At 72.2% G+C, this 17,532-nt stretch carries 11 protein-coding genes; 6 read left to right on the forward strand and 5 right to left on the reverse strand.

The features are described 5' to 3' along the window. The first annotated feature begins 117 nt into the window (after window positions 1–117). From ACFXI4_RS37225 to ACFXI4_RS37245, 5 genes are all read left to right on the forward strand, one after another. Complete coding sequence (locus ACFXI4_RS37225) at window positions 118–1,893, forward strand: M4 family metallopeptidase (protein WP_384999840.1); 1,776 nt, start codon at window positions 118–120, stop codon at window positions 1,891–1,893. Window positions 1,894–2,106: 213 nt separating this feature from the next. Next, entirely contained in the window at window positions 2,107–3,297 is a 1,191-nt protein-coding gene (locus tag ACFXI4_RS37230; RefSeq protein WP_384999843.1) for an ROK family protein, read from the forward strand. 31 nt (window positions 3,298–3,328) lie between these two features. Continuing rightward, window positions 3,329–5,137 (forward strand): alpha-galactosidase D, encoded by a 1,809-nt coding sequence (locus tag ACFXI4_RS37235; RefSeq protein ID WP_384999846.1) that lies wholly within the window; start codon window positions 3,329–3,331, stop codon window positions 5,135–5,137. Window positions 5,138–5,279: 142 nt separating this feature from the next. Then, entirely contained in the window at window positions 5,280–7,625 is a 2,346-nt protein-coding gene (locus tag ACFXI4_RS37240; RefSeq protein ID WP_384999849.1) for a glycoside hydrolase N-terminal domain-containing protein, read from the forward strand. Then, window positions 7,622–8,821, forward strand: coding sequence for an SGNH/GDSL hydrolase family protein (locus ACFXI4_RS37245; RefSeq protein ID WP_384999852.1), 1,200 nt, complete (start codon window positions 7,622–7,624; stop codon window positions 8,819–8,821). Before ACFXI4_RS37240 ends, ACFXI4_RS37245 begins: the two co-directional genes overlap by 4 nt. 16 nt (window positions 8,822–8,837) lie before the next feature. Here ACFXI4_RS37245 and ACFXI4_RS37250 read toward each other — a convergent pair whose 3' ends face one another. From ACFXI4_RS37250 to ACFXI4_RS37265, 4 genes are read right to left on the reverse strand one after another with little or no spacing between them, the layout of a single operon-like run. Continuing rightward, window positions 8,838–11,717 (reverse strand): AAA family ATPase, encoded by a 2,880-nt coding sequence (locus ACFXI4_RS37250; protein WP_384999855.1) that lies wholly within the window; start codon window positions 11,715–11,717, stop codon window positions 8,838–8,840. Between the two features lie 20 nt (window positions 11,718–11,737). Next, window positions 11,738–12,091 carry a UBP-type zinc finger domain-containing protein gene (locus ACFXI4_RS37255; protein WP_362714981.1) on the reverse strand — a complete coding sequence of 118 codons (354 nt, stop codon included), beginning with the start codon at window positions 12,089–12,091 and terminating at the stop codon, window positions 11,738–11,740. Further along, on the reverse strand, window positions 12,088–13,566 hold the full coding sequence (locus ACFXI4_RS37260) for an ATP-binding protein (protein WP_384999858.1): 1,479 nt from the start codon (window positions 13,564–13,566) through the stop codon (window positions 12,088–12,090). Before ACFXI4_RS37260 ends, ACFXI4_RS37255 begins: the two co-directional genes overlap by 4 nt. Continuing rightward, complete coding sequence (locus ACFXI4_RS37265; RefSeq protein WP_384999861.1) at window positions 13,563–15,239, reverse strand: FAD-dependent oxidoreductase; 1,677 nt, start codon at window positions 15,237–15,239, stop codon at window positions 13,563–13,565. Before ACFXI4_RS37265 ends, ACFXI4_RS37260 begins: the two co-directional genes overlap by 4 nt. Before the next feature lie 184 nt (window positions 15,240–15,423). Here ACFXI4_RS37265 and ACFXI4_RS37270 point away from each other — a divergent pair, with 184 nt between their 5' ends. Further along, on the forward strand, window positions 15,424–16,308 hold the full coding sequence (locus tag ACFXI4_RS37270; protein WP_362714972.1) for a universal stress protein: 885 nt from the start codon (window positions 15,424–15,426) through the stop codon (window positions 16,306–16,308). Here ACFXI4_RS37270 and ACFXI4_RS37275 read toward each other — a convergent pair. Next, window positions 16,295–17,530 (reverse strand): DUF4032 domain-containing protein, encoded by a 1,236-nt coding sequence (locus ACFXI4_RS37275; RefSeq protein WP_362714969.1) that lies wholly within the window; start codon window positions 17,528–17,530, stop codon window positions 16,295–16,297. The two genes, ACFXI4_RS37270 and ACFXI4_RS37275, sit on opposite strands and share 14 nt — an antisense overlap. Window positions 17,531–17,532: the final 2 nt, after the last annotated feature.

Genomic DNA, 17,532 nt, shown 5'->3' on the forward strand with positions numbered 1-17,532 from the left:
TGTCCGGAAGGGTTGCGGCCGGGGCCCGACCAGCCCCTTTGGCGCCTCGACGGCGCCGTGCCGCAAGGCGGTCGGTGAGCGATCCCGGCCGCCTTCGAACGTAAGGAACCCTGATCAGTGCGTAGCGCGCACATACGCAGCGTGGCGGTCGCCGTCGCCGTGACGACGGCCGCCACGGGCCTGACCGGTACGGCTTTCGCCGGTCCCGCCACGGGGGTGGAGCAGCGGGCCGCGACCGCCGCCACGACGGCCCGAGTGGTGGTGACCGCGGCGCGGACCGCGGCCTTCGCCCACGCCTCGGCGACCGGTGTCGGCGCGGGCGACGAACTCCAGCCGCAGGACGTGATGATCGACCCCGAGGGGGCACGTCATGTCCGTTTCGTCCGTACCCACCGGGGGATGCCGGTACTCGGCGGAGATCTCGTCGTCCATCTTTCCCGTCTGCTGGCCTACACCGGCGTCACCCGGGCGGCCGACCACGCCGTCCGGCCCGCCGCCACCGAGGCGAAGCTGACGGCGCGCCAGGCCGAGGAGAAGGCCGCCTCCGCGGCCGACGGCCACGCGGGTACCGCCGCACTCGTGGTGGACGCCCGCGGCGCTGCCTCCGCCCTCGCCTACCAGGTGACGGTCGACGGTGCGGACGGCTCCCGGACGGTCGTCGTCGACGCCACGACCGGCGCCGTACGGAGCAACACGCCGGACAACGACGAGTTCCTCTCGCCCAGGGTGCTGGAGGCACTGCGCCGGCGCGGCGAGAGCCTCGACCCGGCCACCGGCATCGCCGCCCGGGCCCTCACCGGGGCGTCCGCCTCCGCCGCCGCCCGCTACCCGGCGACCGCGCACGGCTTCGGCAGGTCGCTCTTCGTCGGCAAGGTACCGCTCACCACCACGCAGACCGCCCGCAAGAGCTTCCTGCTCAAGGACCCCACCCGGTACGGCACCGAGACCCGGGACGCCAAGGGCAAGGAGACCGAGAGCTTCGCCCAGGGCACCAGGTTCACCAGTACCACCGACAGCTGGGGCAACGGCGCCACCAGCAGCCGGGGCAGCGCCGCCGCCGACGCCCAGTACGGCATCACCAAGACCCTGGACTTCTACAAGAAGACCTTCGGCCGCAAGGGCATGGCGAACAACTCCAAGCCCGCCCGCGCCATGGTCCACTGGGGACGGAAGGTCGGCAACGCCTTCTGGGACTCGGACTGCGGCTGCATGCTGTACGGCGACGGCGACGGGCGGGAGATCAAGAAGCCGCTGGTCGTTCTCGACGTCACCGGCCACGAGCTGACCCACGGCGTGGTGGACGCGACCGCGAAGCTCGAACCGACCCGTGTCGACGACGACGGCAACCAGTACGGCGAGCCGGGCGCCCTCAACGAGTCGCTGGCCGACATCTTCGGCTCGAACGTGGAGTTCTCCGCGAACAACCCGAAGAACCCGCCGAACTACCTGCTCGGCGAGAAGCTCGGCCTGGCGCAGAAGTTCCTGCGCCGTCTCGACCACCCCTCGCTCGACCGCCTCGAAGGCACGGTCGACTACTGGTCGCCCGAGGTGGCGGACGCCGAGGTGCACGCGGGCTCCGGTGTCTCCTCGCACGCGTACTACCTGCTCGCCGAGGGCAGCGGCCGCAAGAAGGTCGGCGCCACCACCTACGACTCGCCGACCTACGACGGTTCCACGGTCAAGGGCATAGGCCGCGCCAAGGCCACGGCGATCTTCTACCGTGCCCTGACCCGGTACATGGTCTCCTCGACCGACTTCCACGACGCGCGGACCGCGACGCTGAAGGCCGCCAGGGACCTCTACGGCGCGAGCGGCGTCGAGTACCGCACGGTCGACCAGGCCTGGTCCGCGGTCAACGTCACCGAGGCCGACACGCCGGCCGCCCGCCACTGACGGGCACCGCACCGCTGATCCGGGTGCCCTGTCGGGGGGCCGGGCACCCGGATCGGTCCCCCGGCGCGAACGGGTCGCAGCCGCCGGTGGAACAGGGGTCAACGCCCCCACGTCACCCGCCATTTGAAGGCCACGGCAGCCTCGCAGTCAACCTTCGGGTGATTCCTGTTTCTTTTATTGACAGCGGAAAATAAGCCACCTAAGTTCCCGGCCATGCGCTCCACCTCCCGTACCGAGACGTTCCCGGCCCACACGCCGGCCGCCTCGCAGATCTTCACAACGGTCCTGTCCCACGGCCCCCTCACCCGGCTGGAGGCGGCCCGCCGGGCCGGCCTGTCGGCGGCGGCCGTGACCAAGGCCGTCCGGCCGCTGCTGGCGGCCGGGTATCTCGCGGAGGACGCCGACGGCGAGGCCCGGCCGGCCCTCGGCCGCCCCGCCAACCTGGTGCGGGTCGACGGTGGACGGGCGCTGTTCATCGGGGTCAAGGTGACCGGCGACGAGGTCATCGCCGTCCTCACCGACCTGTGCTGCCGGATCCGGCTGGCCCGCCGGCTGCCGGTCACCGACCGCGCCGCCAAGGCCGTCCTGACCTCCATCGCCGAACTGACCCACGAACTGCGCACCGAGGCCGAGGACTTCGGCGCCCCCGTCCTCGGCCTCGGCATCGCCGTCTCCGGCGACGTGGACCGCGCCGAAGGGACCGTGCGCTACTCGCCCTTCCTCGACTGGCGGGACGTGCCCCTGGCCGAAATCGCCGCCATGACCACCGGGTTGCCGGTCGTCGTCGACAACGACGTCCGTGCCCTGACCGTCGCCGAGCAGTGGTTCGGGGCCGGCGTAGGGCTCTCCGACTTCGCCGTGGTCACCGTCGGCGCCGGCATCGGCTGCGGGCTGGTGATCCACGGCCTGCTGGTCGCGGGCGCGCACGGGGTGGCGGGGGAGATCGGGCATGTCGCCATCGACCCGGCCGGGCCCCTGTGCCACTGTGGCAACCGCGGCTGTGTGGAGGCGATCGCCGGGGACGCCGCGATCGTCGCCCGCATGCGCGAGGTGACCGGCCGTCAGGTGGCCGACTCCGCCGAAGCGGTGGCCCTCGCCCACGAAGGCGTGCCCGGAGCGCGGGAGGTGTACGCGAACGCCGGCGAGGCCATCGGCCGGGGCATCGCCACCGTGGCCAACCTCTTCGGCCCCGAACGCGTGATCATCTCCGGCGAGGGACTCGCCGCCTACGACCTCTTCGCCGAGCAGATCCTCGACTCGTTCACCGCGGCCGCCTTCGGCTCCGCCGCGCAGTGCGACGTACAGACCCGCCCGCTCCCCTTCGAGGAGTGGGCGCGCGGGGCCGCGGCCACCGCGATCCAGTCCTTCATCACCTCTTCTCCCACCCCAACGGGCAAGGGCTGAGCCGCCCGAGACCCCGAACCCAGGAGGGCCCATGCGGTCACCTTCGTACTCCGTCCTGCCCGCACGCGGACTGAGAACAGTCCTGGTGCTGGCACTCACCGCCGCCTTCGCGGCCGCCGTGCCGGCCGCCCAGGCCCGGACTCCCGACGGGGCCACCGCCCCGATCGCCGCCAAGCCCTACATGGGCTGGTCCAGCTGGAGCATGCAGTCGTCCAAGTACCCCGGTCTGAACGACAAGGGCGACTACAGCTACCTCACCGAGGCCAACGTCCTCAAGCAGACGGACGCCCTGGCGGGCAAGCTCAAGAAGTACGGCTACGACTACGTCAACATCGACGCAGGCTGGTGGATGGACTGGAACTGGAAGCAGGGGTACGACCAGTACGGCCGCCAGAAGGCCGACTCCGCCCGCTTCCCGAGCGGGATGAAGGCCGTCGCCGACCACATCCACGCCAAGGGCCTCAAGGCCGGCATCTACCTCCCGGCCGGCCTGGAGAAGGGCGCCTACGGCGACGGCAAGACGCCGATCTGGAACGCCGAGGGCTGCACCACCGCAGACATCGTCTACGACGACCTGCGCACCACCAACGGCTGGGACAGCTCGTACAAGATCGACTTCGACAAGCCGTGCGCGCAGAAGTACATAGACTCCCAGGCCCAGTTGATCGCCGGCTGGGGCTATGACTTCCTCAAGCTCGACGGCGTGGGCCCCGGCTCCGGCAAGAGCGGCGACCAGTACGACAACGTCGCCGACGTGGCTGCCTGGCACCAGGCGATCGCCGCCACCGGCCGCCCGATCCACCTGGAGGCCTCCTGGTCCCTGGACTTCGGGCACGCCGCCGACTGGCAGAAGTACACCAACGGCTGGCGCATCGACACCGACGTCGAGTGCTACTGCAACACCCTGGTCAGCTGGGAGAACTCGGTCGACGACCGCTGGGACGACACCCCGGCCTGGACCGGCAAGGCGGGCCCCGGCGGCTGGAACGACCTGGACTCCCTCGACGTCGGCAACGGCGCGATGGACGGCCTCACCAAGGCCGAACGGCAGAGCTATGCCACCCTCTGGGCCATCGCCAAGTCCCCCCTGTTCACCGGCGACGACCTCACCAAGCTCGACGACTACGGCGTCTCCCTGCTGACCAACCGCGACGTCATCGCGATCGACCAGAGCGACAACCCGCCGGCCCGGCCCGTCACCCCGTCCGACCCGCAGCAGGTGTGGGCCGCGAAGAACGCCGACGGCACCTACACGGTGGCCCTGTTCAACCTCGCGGACTCACCCTCGGCCGTCACCGCCGACTGGACCGCGCTGGGCTTCAGCGGCAAGGCCTCGGTGCGGGACGTGTGGAACAGCGAGAACCTCGGTTCCTACACGAACAAGATCACCCAGGCGCTGCCCGCGCACGGCTCGCGGCTGTTCACCGTGACGCCGAAGGGCGGTGCGCAGGCGTCCACCGGGTACGAGGCCGAGGCGAGCGGGAACACGCTGAGCGGCAACGCGTCGGTGGCCGGTTGCGACGCGTGCTCCGGACAGAAGAAGGTCGGAAACCTGTACCAGGGCGGCAAGCTGACCTTCAACAACGTGGTGGTCGACAAGGCCGGCACGTACCTGGTGAAGGTGGCCTATGTCAGCGGTGACTCCCGGCCGGCCACGATCGCGGCCAACTCCGGGGGCGGTACGAGTCACAAGTTCCCGTCCACCGGTGACTGGGGAACCGTCTCCACGGTGAGCGTCCCGGTGACCCTGAAGGCCGGTGCCAACACGATCAGCTTCGACAGCGGGTCAGGGTACGCGCCGGACGTCGACCGGATCGACGTTCCCAAGTCGCCCCGGTAGTCACCTCGGCACGTGCGTCGTTCGGGAACTGCGGACCGGTGGGGGCCGGTCGCGCAGTTCCTCCCCCAGCCTTCGGGGGCGCCGGGGATACCCCCAGCGCCCCCGAAGGGGCACCCCCTCACGGACGTCGGATTGGAACCCCATGGACAACCACCCCAGCAGACGAAGCTTCCTCGCCCTGGCCGCCGCCACCGGGGCCCTCGCCGCGCTTCCCTCCTTCACCGCTTCCGCCGCCCCGGTCCGGTCCGCGGAGCCGCTCACCGCTCCTCGCCACCGGCTCTGGTGGCAGGCGCCCGCCGGTGACGGGTCGATGATCGAGCAGGGCCTGCCCGTCGGCAACGGCCGGCTCGGTGCCCTCGCGAGCAACGACTCCGGTCGTGAACTCCTCCTGATCACCGACGCCACCCTGTGGACCGGCGGCCTCAACGACACCCTGGACTCGGACGGCCAGTTCCCCTACGGCCGCGCCGACTTCGGTTCGCTCACCCTGCTCGCCAGGCTCACCGTGGAGATCCCCGACCACGACCTGGGCGCCGTCTCCGGTTACCGCCGCGACCTCGACCTCGACAACGGCGTGGTCTCGGCGTCGTACGTCCGCTCCGGGGTCACCTACCGGAGGCAGATCTTCGCCAGCCGCCCCGACGACGTGATCGTGCTGCACTTCAGCCAGGAGGGCGGCGGCCGGTACACCGGCACCATCACGCTCGAAGGCACGCACGACGAGACCGGCGGCACGGCCGAGTCGTTCGCCGGCTCCTTCGCCAACGGGCTGAAGTACGGGGCCGCCGTCAACGCGTACGGCAGCGGTGGCAGCGTCCGCGTGAGCGGCACGCACGTCACCTTCACCGACTGCCGGGAGCTGACGGTCGTGCTCAGCGGTGGTACGAACTACGCGCCGGACGCCGCCGCCGGCTTCCGCGACCCGTCCCTCGACCCGCGGGCGCTCGCCCGCACCAAGGTCAAGGCGGCCGCCCGGCACTCGGCGGACTCGCTGCTGCGTACCCACGCCGCCGACCACCGCGCGCTGTTCGGGCAGTTCGACCTGTCGCTCGGCACCTCGACGGCCGACCAGCGCGAACTCGACACCTGGGAGCGCATCCAGGCCCGCGCCGACACCGGCGACCCCGACCCGGAACTGGAGGCCGCCTACGCCCAGTTCGGCCGCTATCTGATGATCGCCGGGTCGCGCGACAGCCTGCCGATGGGCCTGCAGGGCCTCTGGCTGGACGGCAACGACCCGGACTGGATGGGCGACTACCACACCGACATCAACATCCAGATGAACTACTGGATGTCCGACCGGCTGGGCCTGTCGCAGTGCTTCGACGCCTACACCGACTACTGCGTCGACCAGCTCCCGGCCTGGACCGACCTGACCCGGCGGCTCTTCCAGGACTCCCGCAACCGCTACCGCAACTCCAGCGGCAAGGTGGCCGGCTGGACCGTCGCCATCTCCACCAACCCCTTCGGCGGAGGCGGCTGGTGGTGGCACCCGGCGGGCAACGCCTGGCTCTGCCAGAGCCTGTGGGAGCACTACGAGTTCACCCGGTCCCGCGCTCACCTGGAGAAGATCTACCCTCTCCTCAAGGGCGCCTGCGAGTTCTGGGAGGCGCGGCTGCTGACCACCACCCTGGACGACGGGAGGGACGTGCTGATCGCCGACAGCGACTGGTCGCCGGAGCAGGGACCGCTGGACGCCAAGGGCATCACCTACGCCCAGGAACAGGTGTGGACGCTGTTCGGGAACTTCCGGACTGCGGCCGCCGAGCTGAAGAGGGATGCTGGATACGCGGGCACCATCGGCGAGCTCCGCGACCGCCTCTACCTGCCGGTGGTGAGCCCCAAGACCGGCTGGCTGGAGGAGTGGATGTCTCCGGACAACCTCGGCGAGACCACCCACCGCCACCTCTCGCCGCTGATCAACCTCTTCCCCGGCGACCGGATCCGCCCCGACGGCTCCACGCCCGCCGACATCGTCAAGGGCGCCACCGCCCTGCTCACCGCACGTGGCATGGACAGCTTCGGCTGGGCCAACGCCTGGCGCTCGCTGTGCTGGGCGCGGCTGAAGGACGCCGACAAGGCCTACCAGCTCGTCGTCAGGAACCTCCGCCCGTCCAGCAACGGCAGCAACGGCACCTCACCCAACCTCTTCGACATCTACGAGGTCGAGCAGGGCCGGGGCATCTTCCAGATCGAGGCCAACTTCGGTACCCCGGCCGCGATCGCGGAGATGCTGCTGTACTCCCGCCCCGGTCATCTGGAGCTCCTGCCCGCCCTGCCCGCCGCCTGGGCCGCTTCCGGCAAGATCACCGGAGCGGGCGCGCGCGGTGGCTTCGTCGTGGACCTGAGCTGGCGCGACGGCCGGCCCACCGAGGCCCGGATCCGCAGCGTCGGCGGCCGTACGACGACCGTGGCGTACGGCGGCAAGACACGGACGATCACGCTGAAGCCCGGCGGGTCCGTCACCCTGAAGGACTTCGCGCGGTGACCGGCCGGATCGGGCGGCTCCTCGGCCTCGCCGCCGTCCTGCTCGCGACGGTCGCCTGCCAGACCGGGCCTGCCCAGGCGGCCGCGGCACGGCACGACGTCGTCACCTGGGGAGCCAGCGCCGACCAGCTGGGACAGGGCGCCGCCGACCGCGGCTACCGGCTGGTCGTGCACACCAGCGCCGCCGGCAGCGGTCTGCGGGTCCGCCTGTCCAACGCCTTCGGCGACCGGCCGCTGACCCTGGACAGCGTCTACGCCGGCCGGCAGCGCCAGGGCGCCGCCCTCGAACCGGGCAGCAACAGGCGGCTCACCTTCGACGGCGCCCGCACGGTCACCGTGCCGGCGGGCGCAACCGCCTGGAGCGACCCGCTGCCCGGCAGCCTGCCCGCCGGCAGCAACCTGGTCGTGAGCCTGCACAGCCCGGACGCGGCCGGTCCCGCCACCGGCCACGGCATGGCCATGCAGACCTCCTACGTCACCCAGGGCGACCACACGGCCGAGGAGAGCGGCGCCAACTGGACCGGGACCACCGGCTCCTGGTGGTACCTGGACTCGGTCTCCGTTCGGCCGGCGAACCCGGCCACCGGGGCCGTCGTGGCGCTCGGCGACTCCATCACCGACGGCTGGGCGTCCACCAGCGACCTCAACCGCCGCTGGCCCGACTACCTCGCCCGCCGCCTCCAGAAGGCGGACACCGGGGTCGAGGGCGTGGCCGACGAAGGGATCTCCGGGAACCAGGTGCTCGCCGACGGCGCCGGGCAGGCGGCCCTGCACCGCCTGGACCGCGACGTCCTCAGCCAGCCCGGCGTCCGTACCGTCTTCCTCTTCGAGGGGGTCAACGACATCAAGGCCCACACCGGGGTCACCGCGGCCGGCCTGATCGCCGGGTACCGCGAGATCGTCCGGCGGGCGCACGCGGCCGGCAAGTGCGTGGTCGCCTCGACCGTCGGCCCGTTCGAGGGCTGGCCGGAGTGGGACACCGCGGGCGAGGCCGTACGCCAGGAGGTCAACCGGTTCATCCGCACCAGCGGGGAGTTCGACGCGACCGCCGACTTCGACCGGATCCTGCGCAGCCCCTACGACCAGGCGCGGATGCTGCCGTTCCTGGACGGCGGCGACCACATCCACCCCAACGACAAGGGAATGCAGGCCATGGCCGACTCCGTCGACCTGGCGAGTCTCGCCTGCACGCGCTGACCCGCACGGCGCCCGATCACTCCTGGGCCGCCGGCTCAGGGGTGATCAGGCCCTCGCGGTAGGCGATCGCCACCGCTTCCGTACGGCTCGCCGCACCCACCTTGGCGAGGATGTTGGAGACGTGGACGCTCGCCGTCTTGCCGGTGATGAACAGGGCCTCGCCGATCTGCCGGTTGCTGCGGCCGAGCGCCAGCAGCCGCAGCACCTCCCGCTCCCGCGCGGTCAGCGGGGAGACCCGGACCTCCGGTGCCCCGCCCGGCAGCGCGCCCAGCCGCTCCAGCAACGGCCCGGCGCCCAGCGCGACGGCTGTCTCCCGCGCCGCCCGCACCTGCTCCGCCGCCTCCGCGCGCCGGCCGCCGGCCGACAGCGCCTCGGCGTACCGGAACCGGACCCGGGCCAGTTCGTAGACGTCGTCGTGCGCGAACGCGGCCACCGTCTTCTCCCAGGCCGTCACGTCCGGCCCGGACACCGCACGGATCCGCTCCGCCTCCGCACGCGCCAGCCAGGCCTGCCCCTCCGGACCCTGCCGGCCGGCCGAGGCCCGGGCCGACTCCACCAGTTCGCCGGCGAGGTCCCTCCAGCGGCCCTCGTCCCCGGTGCCACGCACCTCGGCCGCCCGGTCCGCGACCGCGGCCAGCGCCAGCGCGGCCAGCCGGACCGTCACGTAGGGCGGCCGCCCCGACTCGTCGGTCAGCGCCGTGACCGCGTCCCGCATCCGCGCCACCGCCTCCTCCGGGTCGCCGCGCAGCGCCGCCGCGTCGGTGAGCACGATGCCCCCGACGAGCCGGCCCATCCAGTCGAAGGGTTCCCCGAGCAGGGCCCGGCCCCGCTCCACGACATCCGGCTCGCCACGGGCCAGCGCCACGTACAGGGCGGGCCCCCTGGTGAAACCGGGCACCGGGTCGGCGCCGGCCGAGCGCACGCACTCGTCCCACTGCCCGAGCGTGTACAGCACCAGCAGCCGCAGATACCGCATCTCCGAGGCGTACGGCGAGGACAGCAGGCCCGAGCGCCGCGCCCGGTCGAGTCCCTCGGTGATCCACGGCAGGCACTCCTGGAACTCACCCGCCTCGAAGCATCCGATGGCCAGGGTGAACAGGGCCCGCATCTCCACCGGAGCGTCCCCGGCCGACCGGGCCAGCTCGCGGGCCTCCCGGAGCCGGGCCCGCCCCTCCAGGCTGTGCCGGCCGCCGCCTTCGAGGCGGGCCAGTGAGATCAGCAGGTCGGCCCGGGCCGCGGTGGCGCCGATCCGCTCGGCGACCTCCAGAGCCTGCCGGGCCACCCGCAGCGCGGTGACGTCGTCGCCGATCTGGCGGGCCGCCACCACGTGGGTGGCCGCCGCCCACACCCAGGTCCGCGAGGGCGGATCCGCGGGGATCATCGCGAGCGCCTCGCTGCTGTAGGCGAACGCGGCGGCCAGGTTGTCGACGGTCATCAGGTTCCCGGCGAGCGTGTAGCGCACCCGGGCGGCGAGTTCGGGATCCGCGTCCTGTCCGGTGCCGGCCAGCGCGGACCGGGTCAGGGACACCGCCCGGTGCGCGTCACCGGCGTGCGCGGCCGCCGCCGAGGCCCGCAGCGTCAGGGTCACCCGGTCCAGCCCCTCACCGGTGGGCCGCTCCTCGCAGGGCACGGCCGGCCACAGGTCCAGCGCCGTCTCCAGCTGCCGCAGCTCCTCCGCGGGGGCACGCACCCGGCGGGCGTGGTCGGCCGCCTCCAGCGAGGCGGCCAGTGCCTCGGGCAGGTCGTGACTCTCCCGGTAGTGGTGGGCCCGCTCGGCCGCCGTGGCCGCGCCGCCCCCGCCCACGGCGAGCAGCCTGGCGAACGTGCCGTGCAGCCGCGACCGCTGCCCCGGCAGCAGGTCGGCGTAGACCGCCTCCCGGGCGAGGGCGTGCCGGAAGGCGTACGTGTCCCCGTCGCCCGGGACCAGGAGCCGGCGGCCGACGGCCTCGCGCAGCGCCGACTCCAGCTCCTCCTCCGGCAGCCCGACCGCGTCCCGCAGCAGGTCGTGCCCCACCCGGCGACCGGCGACCGCGGCGGTGCGCAGCACCTGCTGGGCCGTCTCCGGCAACTGTTCGACCCGGATGAGCAGCAGATCGGCGAGCCCGTCCGGCATGCCCTGCGTGGCGTCGGCGGCCACCAGCTCCTCGGTGTAGAAGGCGTTGCCCTCGGCCCGCTCGACGATGCCCCGCACGGCCGTGTCCGACAGCGGCCGGTCGGCCAGGGCCCGTACCAGCCGCGTCACCTCGGCGTCGGCGAGCGGCCGCAGCTCAAGGCGCTCCACGGCGGGCAGCCGCACCAGCTCGGCGAGGAGCGGCCGCAGCGGATGCCGGCGGTGCAGGTCGTCCGCGCGGTAGGAGGCCAGCACGGTGAGACCCCGGGCGAGCCCGGCCCGGCTGAGCAGGAAGCGCAACAGGTCCCGGGAGGACTGGTCGGCCCAGTGCAGGTCCTCCAGGACCAGCAGCAGCGGCGCGGTCGCGGCGAGATCCGCGAACAGGCCGACGACCCCCTCGAAGAGCCGCAGCCGGCCGTCCGCGTCCCGGGCGGAGTCCGACCCGGCCCCGAGCAGCCGGTCCACGGGGGGATGCGCGGAGACGACCGCGGCGAATCGGGCATCCGCGGCCAGCACCCCGAGGACCTCGGTGAAGGGCAGGTACGGCAGTCCCACGTCACCGAGATCGACGCAGTGTCCGGTGACGACGGTGGCCCCGGCCGCGGCCGCCCGGGCCGTCACCTCGTCCAGCAGCCGGGTCTTCCCCACCCCCGCGTCCCCGGCGACCAGCACGGCCTGCCCGCTGCTGCCCCCGGCACGAGTGACCACCGCGGCCAGACGAGCCAGTTCGTCGTCCCGCCCGATCAGCTCGGTGGTGGTGAACGATCTCTGCGACACGTGCCCCATCCTGGCACGCGGCGCCCCGCTCAACCCCGCAGTACCTGTGCCCAGTTCTCCGGCACCCGCTCCGCGGGACCCGGCACCGACTGGTCCGCGGGATGGCACTCCGGCGGCGCCAACTCCGGTCCCGCCTCGAACACTTCGTCCGTCTCGTAGTTCCAGAACCAGCCTTCGCCCGGCTCGTAGCTGCGGATGATCGGGTGCCCGGTGTCACGGAAGTGCGCCGTCGCGTGCTTCGCGGGCGAGTCGTCGCAGCACCCTATGTGCCCGCACTGCGCACACCGCCGCAGATGGAACCACCAACCCCCCGCCTTGTCGCACTCCACGCACCCGGCACCGCTCGGTGGAACGTTCGGGTCGATCGCGGTGTCGGCACTCATACCGTCTCCTCGGATGTTCGGGGGGTCTGTGTCTCGGTCACCTCTGCGGTCAGCGGAAGCAGTACCTGGAAACGGGTGTCCCCGGGCACCGACTCCACCCGCATGGTTCCGTGATGCTTGTTCACGACGATCCGCCACGAGATGTCCAGACCGAGACCCGTACCCTGCCCCACGGGCTTCGTCGTGAAGAAGGGGTCGAAGATCCGGTCCTTGATCTCCGGCGCGATCCCGGCCCCGGTGTCCCGGAACTCGACCAGCAGCTGTTCGTGGTCGCGCGCGGTCCGCACCGTCAGCGTGCCCCGCCCGGCCCCGGCGCCGTCCTTCATCGCGCAGACCGCGTTGTCGACCAGGTTGGTCCACACCTGGTTGAGCTCGGCGGGGTAGGCGGGGACCGGCGGGACCGTACGGTCGTACTCCTTGACCACCTGGATGTCCTGCCCGATCTTCGCGGACAGCATCAGCAGCGTGCTGTCCAGGAGTTCGTGCACGTCCACGACCCGGTACGGCGCCCGGTCCAGCTGGCTGTACTGCTTGGCCGCGTCGACGAGGTTCGATATCCGGGTGGTGGAGTCGTCGATCTCGTTCAACAACAGCTCGGTCTCGATGGTGTAGTTGAGCCAGTGGATCGAGTTCGGCAGGATCTCCTCGTCCACGGCCGCCGCGACCTGGTCCAGCCAGTCGACGTCGAGTCCCGCCTGTACGAAGGTGGGCGCGACCTGCCAGCCGTTGTCGCAGCCGTGGTCCTCCAGCCAGTCGGTGAGCAGGTCCTCCCGGTCGGCGGCCTCCAGCGGCGTGAGGGTCGGTGCCTTGGCGACCCGTTCGGCGGTGCGCTCCTGGATATCGATCAGCGCGGCCAACTGCTCGCGGGAGAAAGGGCTCTCGGCGATGACGGCAAGCTTGTGCCGCATCTTCGCCACCCGCTCGCGCAGCGTGGCGGTGGCCCGGACGGCCGCCGCGGCCGGGTTGTTCAGCTCGTGGGTGAGTCCGGCGGACAAGGAGCCGAGCGCCAGCAGCCGTTCGCGCTGCCCGATCGCCGCCTGGGTGTTCTTCGAACCGAAGAACAGGCCCTCCAGCAGATGCACGGCCATCGGGAACCAGTCCTGCATGATCTCCGCGAACGTGTCCGAGGGGAGCACGAAGAACCGTGTCGGCTCGGTCACCCGCATCGAGTTGTTGTACGCCTGCCGCACCCGGTCCCCGAGGTACGCCTGCATGGCACCCGCGTACACCCCGGGCTGCGAGGTCCGGGTGACCTCGACGTCGTCCCCGCCGACCTGCCGGGAGAGCACCACGGTGCCCTCGATCATCACGAAGAAACAGGTGGCCGGTTCGCCTTCCGTGTACACCGGACCGGGCTCGAACAGCTCCACCCGGCCCGCCGCGCACAGCCGCCCCAGCTGCTCCGGCTCCAGCTTCTCGAAGAGGAAGAGCGCGCCGACCTCCTGCGGACTGCACGGCATCAGCTGACCGCTCATGACTGCTCCAGGTAACGGTGGACGAGCATCACGGCCATGGCTCCTTCTCCGACGGCGGACGCGACCCGCTTGGCGGACTCGGCACGCGCGTCGCCCGCCACGAACACCCCGGGCACGCTGGTCTCCAGGTGGTACGGCGGCCGGTCCAGCTCCCAGGCAGTCGGCGGCCGTCCGTCGACGGTCAGGTCGGGGCCGGCCAGGATGAAGCCGCGTCGGTCGCGCAGCACGGTGTCGCCGAGCCAGTCGGTCAGCGGGGCCGCGCCGATGAACACGAACATCCACTGCGCCTCGACCGACTCGGTCTCCCCGCTCACCGAATGACGGAGCGTCAGCCGCTCCAGCCGGCCGGTCCCGTGCGCGGCGTCGACCACCGTGTGGCCGCGTACCGAGATGTTCGGGGCCTCGCTGATCTGCTGGATCAGGTAGTACGACATCGAGGCCGACAGGTCGGCGCCGCGCACCAGCAGCGTCACGGACTTGGCGAAACGGGACAGGTACATGGCCGCCTGGCCCGCCGAATTGGCGCCACCGACGATGTACACGTCCTGGCCCTGGCAGGAGGCGGCCTCGGTCAGCGCGGAACCGTAGAACACCCCGCAGCCGGTCAGGTTCAGGCAGCCCTCGGCCTCCAGCTGCCGGTACTGCACACCGGTCGCCAGGATCACACTGTGCGCCGCGATCGTGGAACCGTCCGCGAACCGCACCACCCGCGCGGCCCCGTTGACCTCCAGCGCGGTGACCTCGCGGGCGGTCAGCACCTCGGCGCCGAACTTGGCGGCCTGCCGCCGGGCCCGGTCGGTGAGCTGGGCTCCCGACACCCCGTCCGGGAAGCCCAGGTAGTTCTCGATCCGGGAACTCTGCCCGGCCTGCCCGCCGGTCGCCGCCCGCTCCACGAGCACGGTCCGCAGCCCCTCCGACGCCCCGTACACCGCCGAGCCGAGCCCGGCCGGCCCGCCGCCGATGACGATCAGGTCGTAGAAGTCCGCCGTCGGTGTGGTCGCGAGCCCCACCCGCGCCGCCAGTTCGGGTGCCTCCGGCTCGATCAGGGGTGTGCCGTCCGGCGTGATCACCAGCGGCAGCCGCTGTCCGTCGGCCCCGGCGGCCGCCAGCAGCCGCCGGCCCTCCGGCTCCTCGACCGAGTACCAGCGGTAGGGCACCTGGTTGCGGGCGAGGAACTCCCGCACGTCCGAGGACCTGGCCGACCAGCGGTGCCCGACGACCTTGGTGGCCGGCACCGGCTTGTACGCGCTGCACCGCCACGCGTCCAGCAGGTCGTCGAGGACCGGGTAAAGCTTCTCCTCCGGCGGATCCCAGGGCTTGAGCAGATAGTGGTCCAGATCGACCACGTTGATCGCGTCGATCGCCGCGCTGGTGTCCGCGTACGCGGTCAGCAGCACGCGCCGTGCGCCCGGGTACACGTCCAGGGCCTGTTCCAGGAACTCGATGCCGTTCATCTGCGGCATCCGGTAGTCGGCCAGGATCACCGCCACCAGGTCGCCGCGCAGCTTCAGTTCCCGCAGCGCGTCCAGCGCCGACTCCCCGGACTCCGCGCGCACGATCCGGTACGACGCGCCGTAGCGGCGCCGCAGGTCGCGGGCGACGGCACGGGAGACCCCCGGGTCGTCGTCCACGGTCATGATGACGGTCCGTGCTGCGTCGGCAGCCTGTGCCATACGTCTCCCACCCCGAGCCGTTGGTTCGTCGGTACGGCGGGCCCTCCGGGAGGAGCGCGGCCACCGCACCCGTCCATCGTATGTTCGATCGCCCGCCTCCGCTCTGGTACGCCGGTGCACAGCGGGCACCCGTCAGTGCGGAAGACTGCTCACGCAGACGCGGAACCGACGAGGAGGCCGGTGCATGACACGCCCGATCACGGCAGGGGTCGACGGTACGGAGGAGAGCCTCGCGGCTCTGGACTGGGCGGCCCGGGAGGCGGTGCGCCGCGGTCTGCCGCTACGGGTGGTGCACGCCTGGCGCCACGAGGAGCAGGAGGGGCTGGGCGGCGACCGGGAGACCCAGCGCGGCTGGGTGTCGGACGGGGTGACCGAGTCGGTGCGGACCGTCACCGGGCGGTATCCGGAGCTCGAGGTGAGCGTGGACGTCCTGGAGGGCGCGGCGGTCGAGGTGCTGGTCGAGGCGGCGGCGGGGGCCGAGCTGCTGGCCCTGGGCTCGCGCGGGCACGGTCCGGTCGTCGGGTTCCTGCTGGGTTCGGTGGGCCAGCAGGTGATCGCGGAGGCCGCCCGGCCCGTCGTCCTGGTGCGCGCCGGGGACCGGGTCGCGACCGAGGCCGCCGGGCGGGAGATCGTCGTGGGCCAGCAGGGCGGCCCCGAGGACAGTGCGGACGCGCTGGAGTTCGCGTTCGGGACGGCGGCGGCCCGGGGCGCGACGGTCCTGGTGGTCAGGGCCTGGACCCTGCCGCCGGTCTTCGCCTACAGCCCGGGCTCGCTGAAGCTGCTGGACGAGACCGGCGGTCTGGAGCCCTACGAGAAGAAGGCCCTGTCCGAGGCGGTGCGGCCGTTGCGGGAGCGGTTCCCGGACGTACCGGTGGCCGAGCACGTGGAGATGGGCAGCGCGGGCCAGGTGCTCCTGTCGGTGGCCGGACGGGCCCAGTTGATGGTCGTCGGCCGGCGCGCCCACCGCACGGCGGTCGGCGCCCGCATCGGGTCGGTCGCGCACGGTGTGCTGCACCACGCCGACTGCCCGGTGGCCGTGGTGCCGCACGACCGGGTCATTCCGGAGTGACCGGCTCCAGGGTCTCCCGCGCCTTGGGCAGCACGTTCGCGATGTAGTCCTCGACCGCGCTGTCCAGGCCTATGTCGTGCTGCGCCCGCTCCGACAGGTACCAGCGGTGTTCGAGCAGCTCGTGGTAGATCTCGGCCGGGTCCATGGACCCGCGCAGCTCCGGCGGCACGGCCCGCACGGTGGGGCGGAAGACGTCCCGCACCCACCGGTGGGCCAGTACCTCGGGCCGGGCGGCGAGGGGGTCGCCGGGGGCGTAGTCGTCCTGGGTGGCCATCCAGCTCTCCAGGTCGTTCAGCAGCCGCCTGGCCTGGTTCTCCTCGGCGTCCAGGCCGGTCAGCCGCAGCAGCTGGCGCTGGTGGTGCCCGGCGTCGACGACCTTGGGCACGAAGGTGACGCTGTCGCCGTTGGAGGAGTGCTCGATCTGCATCTCGGCCACGTCGAAACCCAGCTCGTTGAGCCGCCGGATCCGGCGCTCGATGTAGTGGTACTTGCCGGCCGGGTACACCGAGGTGCGGGTCAGTTCCTGCCACAGCTCGCCGTACCGGGTGCAGATCTCGAACCCGAACTCGACCGGGTCCAGCGACGGGTGCAGCGCCCCCGACGCCTCCAGGTCGAGCAGCTCGCCGCTGATGTTGACCCGGGCCAGGTCGAGGTCGTACTCCCGCTGGCCGTTGCTGAGCTGCGGATGCAGGTCGCCGGTCTCGGCGTCCACCAGGTAGGCCGCGTAGGCGCCCGCGTCCCGCCGGAACAGCGTGTTGGACAGCGAGCAGTCGCCCCAGGCGAAGCCGGCCAGGTGCAGCCGTACGAGCAGCACGGCGAGGGCGTCCATGAGGCGGTGCATGGTGGCCGGCCGCATGGTCGTCTCGAACATGGACCGGTACGGCATCGAGCCGCCCAGGTGCCGGGTGACCAGCACCGACTCCAGCGGCCCGCCCGCCGTGTCGGTACGTCCGGTGATCACCGCGAGCGGGTCGACCGCGGGGATGGTGAGCCGGTCCAGATCGCGCAGCAGCTCGTACTCGCGCAGCGCCGGGCGCTCCGCCAGCTCCTTGACGGCGATGACCTCGTCACCGGCCCGGGCGTAGCGCACCACGTGCCGGGAGATGCCGCGGGGGAGCGGTACGAGGTACTCCTCGGGCCACTCCTCCAGCGGGACGTCCCAGGGGAGTTCCAGCAGGAGCGCGGGGTGCTCCGGGTTGGTGGCGCTGATCTGCAAAGCCATGG

This window comes from Streptomyces sp. NPDC059224, assembly GCF_042754285.1.
In the GTDB taxonomy this organism is placed as follows: Bacteria; Actinomycetota; Actinomycetes; order Streptomycetales; family Streptomycetaceae; genus Streptomyces.

Coding starts and splice junctions, on each gene's coding strand:
- ACFXI4_RS37230 (WP_384999843.1), top strand. CDS start 2,107: ATGCGCTCCACCTCCCGTACCGAGACGTTCCCGGCCCACACGCCGGCC.
- ACFXI4_RS37235 (WP_384999846.1), top strand. CDS start 3,329: ATGCGGTCACCTTCGTACTCCGTCCTGCCCGCACGCGGACTGAGAACA.
- ACFXI4_RS37240 (WP_384999849.1), top strand. CDS start 5,280: ATGGACAACCACCCCAGCAGACGAAGCTTCCTCGCCCTGGCCGCCGCC.
- ACFXI4_RS37250 (WP_384999855.1), bottom strand. CDS start 11,717: ATGGGGCACGTGTCGCAGAGATCGTTCACCACCACCGAGCTGATCGGG.
- ACFXI4_RS37255 (WP_362714981.1), bottom strand. CDS start 12,091: ATGAGTGCCGACACCGCGATCGACCCGAACGTTCCACCGAGCGGTGCC.
- ACFXI4_RS37260 (WP_384999858.1), bottom strand. CDS start 13,566: ATGAGCGGTCAGCTGATGCCGTGCAGTCCGCAGGAGGTCGGCGCGCTC.
- ACFXI4_RS37265 (WP_384999861.1), bottom strand. CDS start 15,239: ATGGCACAGGCTGCCGACGCAGCACGGACCGTCATCATGACCGTGGAC.
- ACFXI4_RS37270 (WP_362714972.1), top strand. CDS start 15,424: ATGACACGCCCGATCACGGCAGGGGTCGACGGTACGGAGGAGAGCCTC.
- ACFXI4_RS37275 (WP_362714969.1), bottom strand. CDS start 17,530: ATGGCTTTGCAGATCAGCGCCACCAACCCGGAGCACCCCGCGCTCCTG.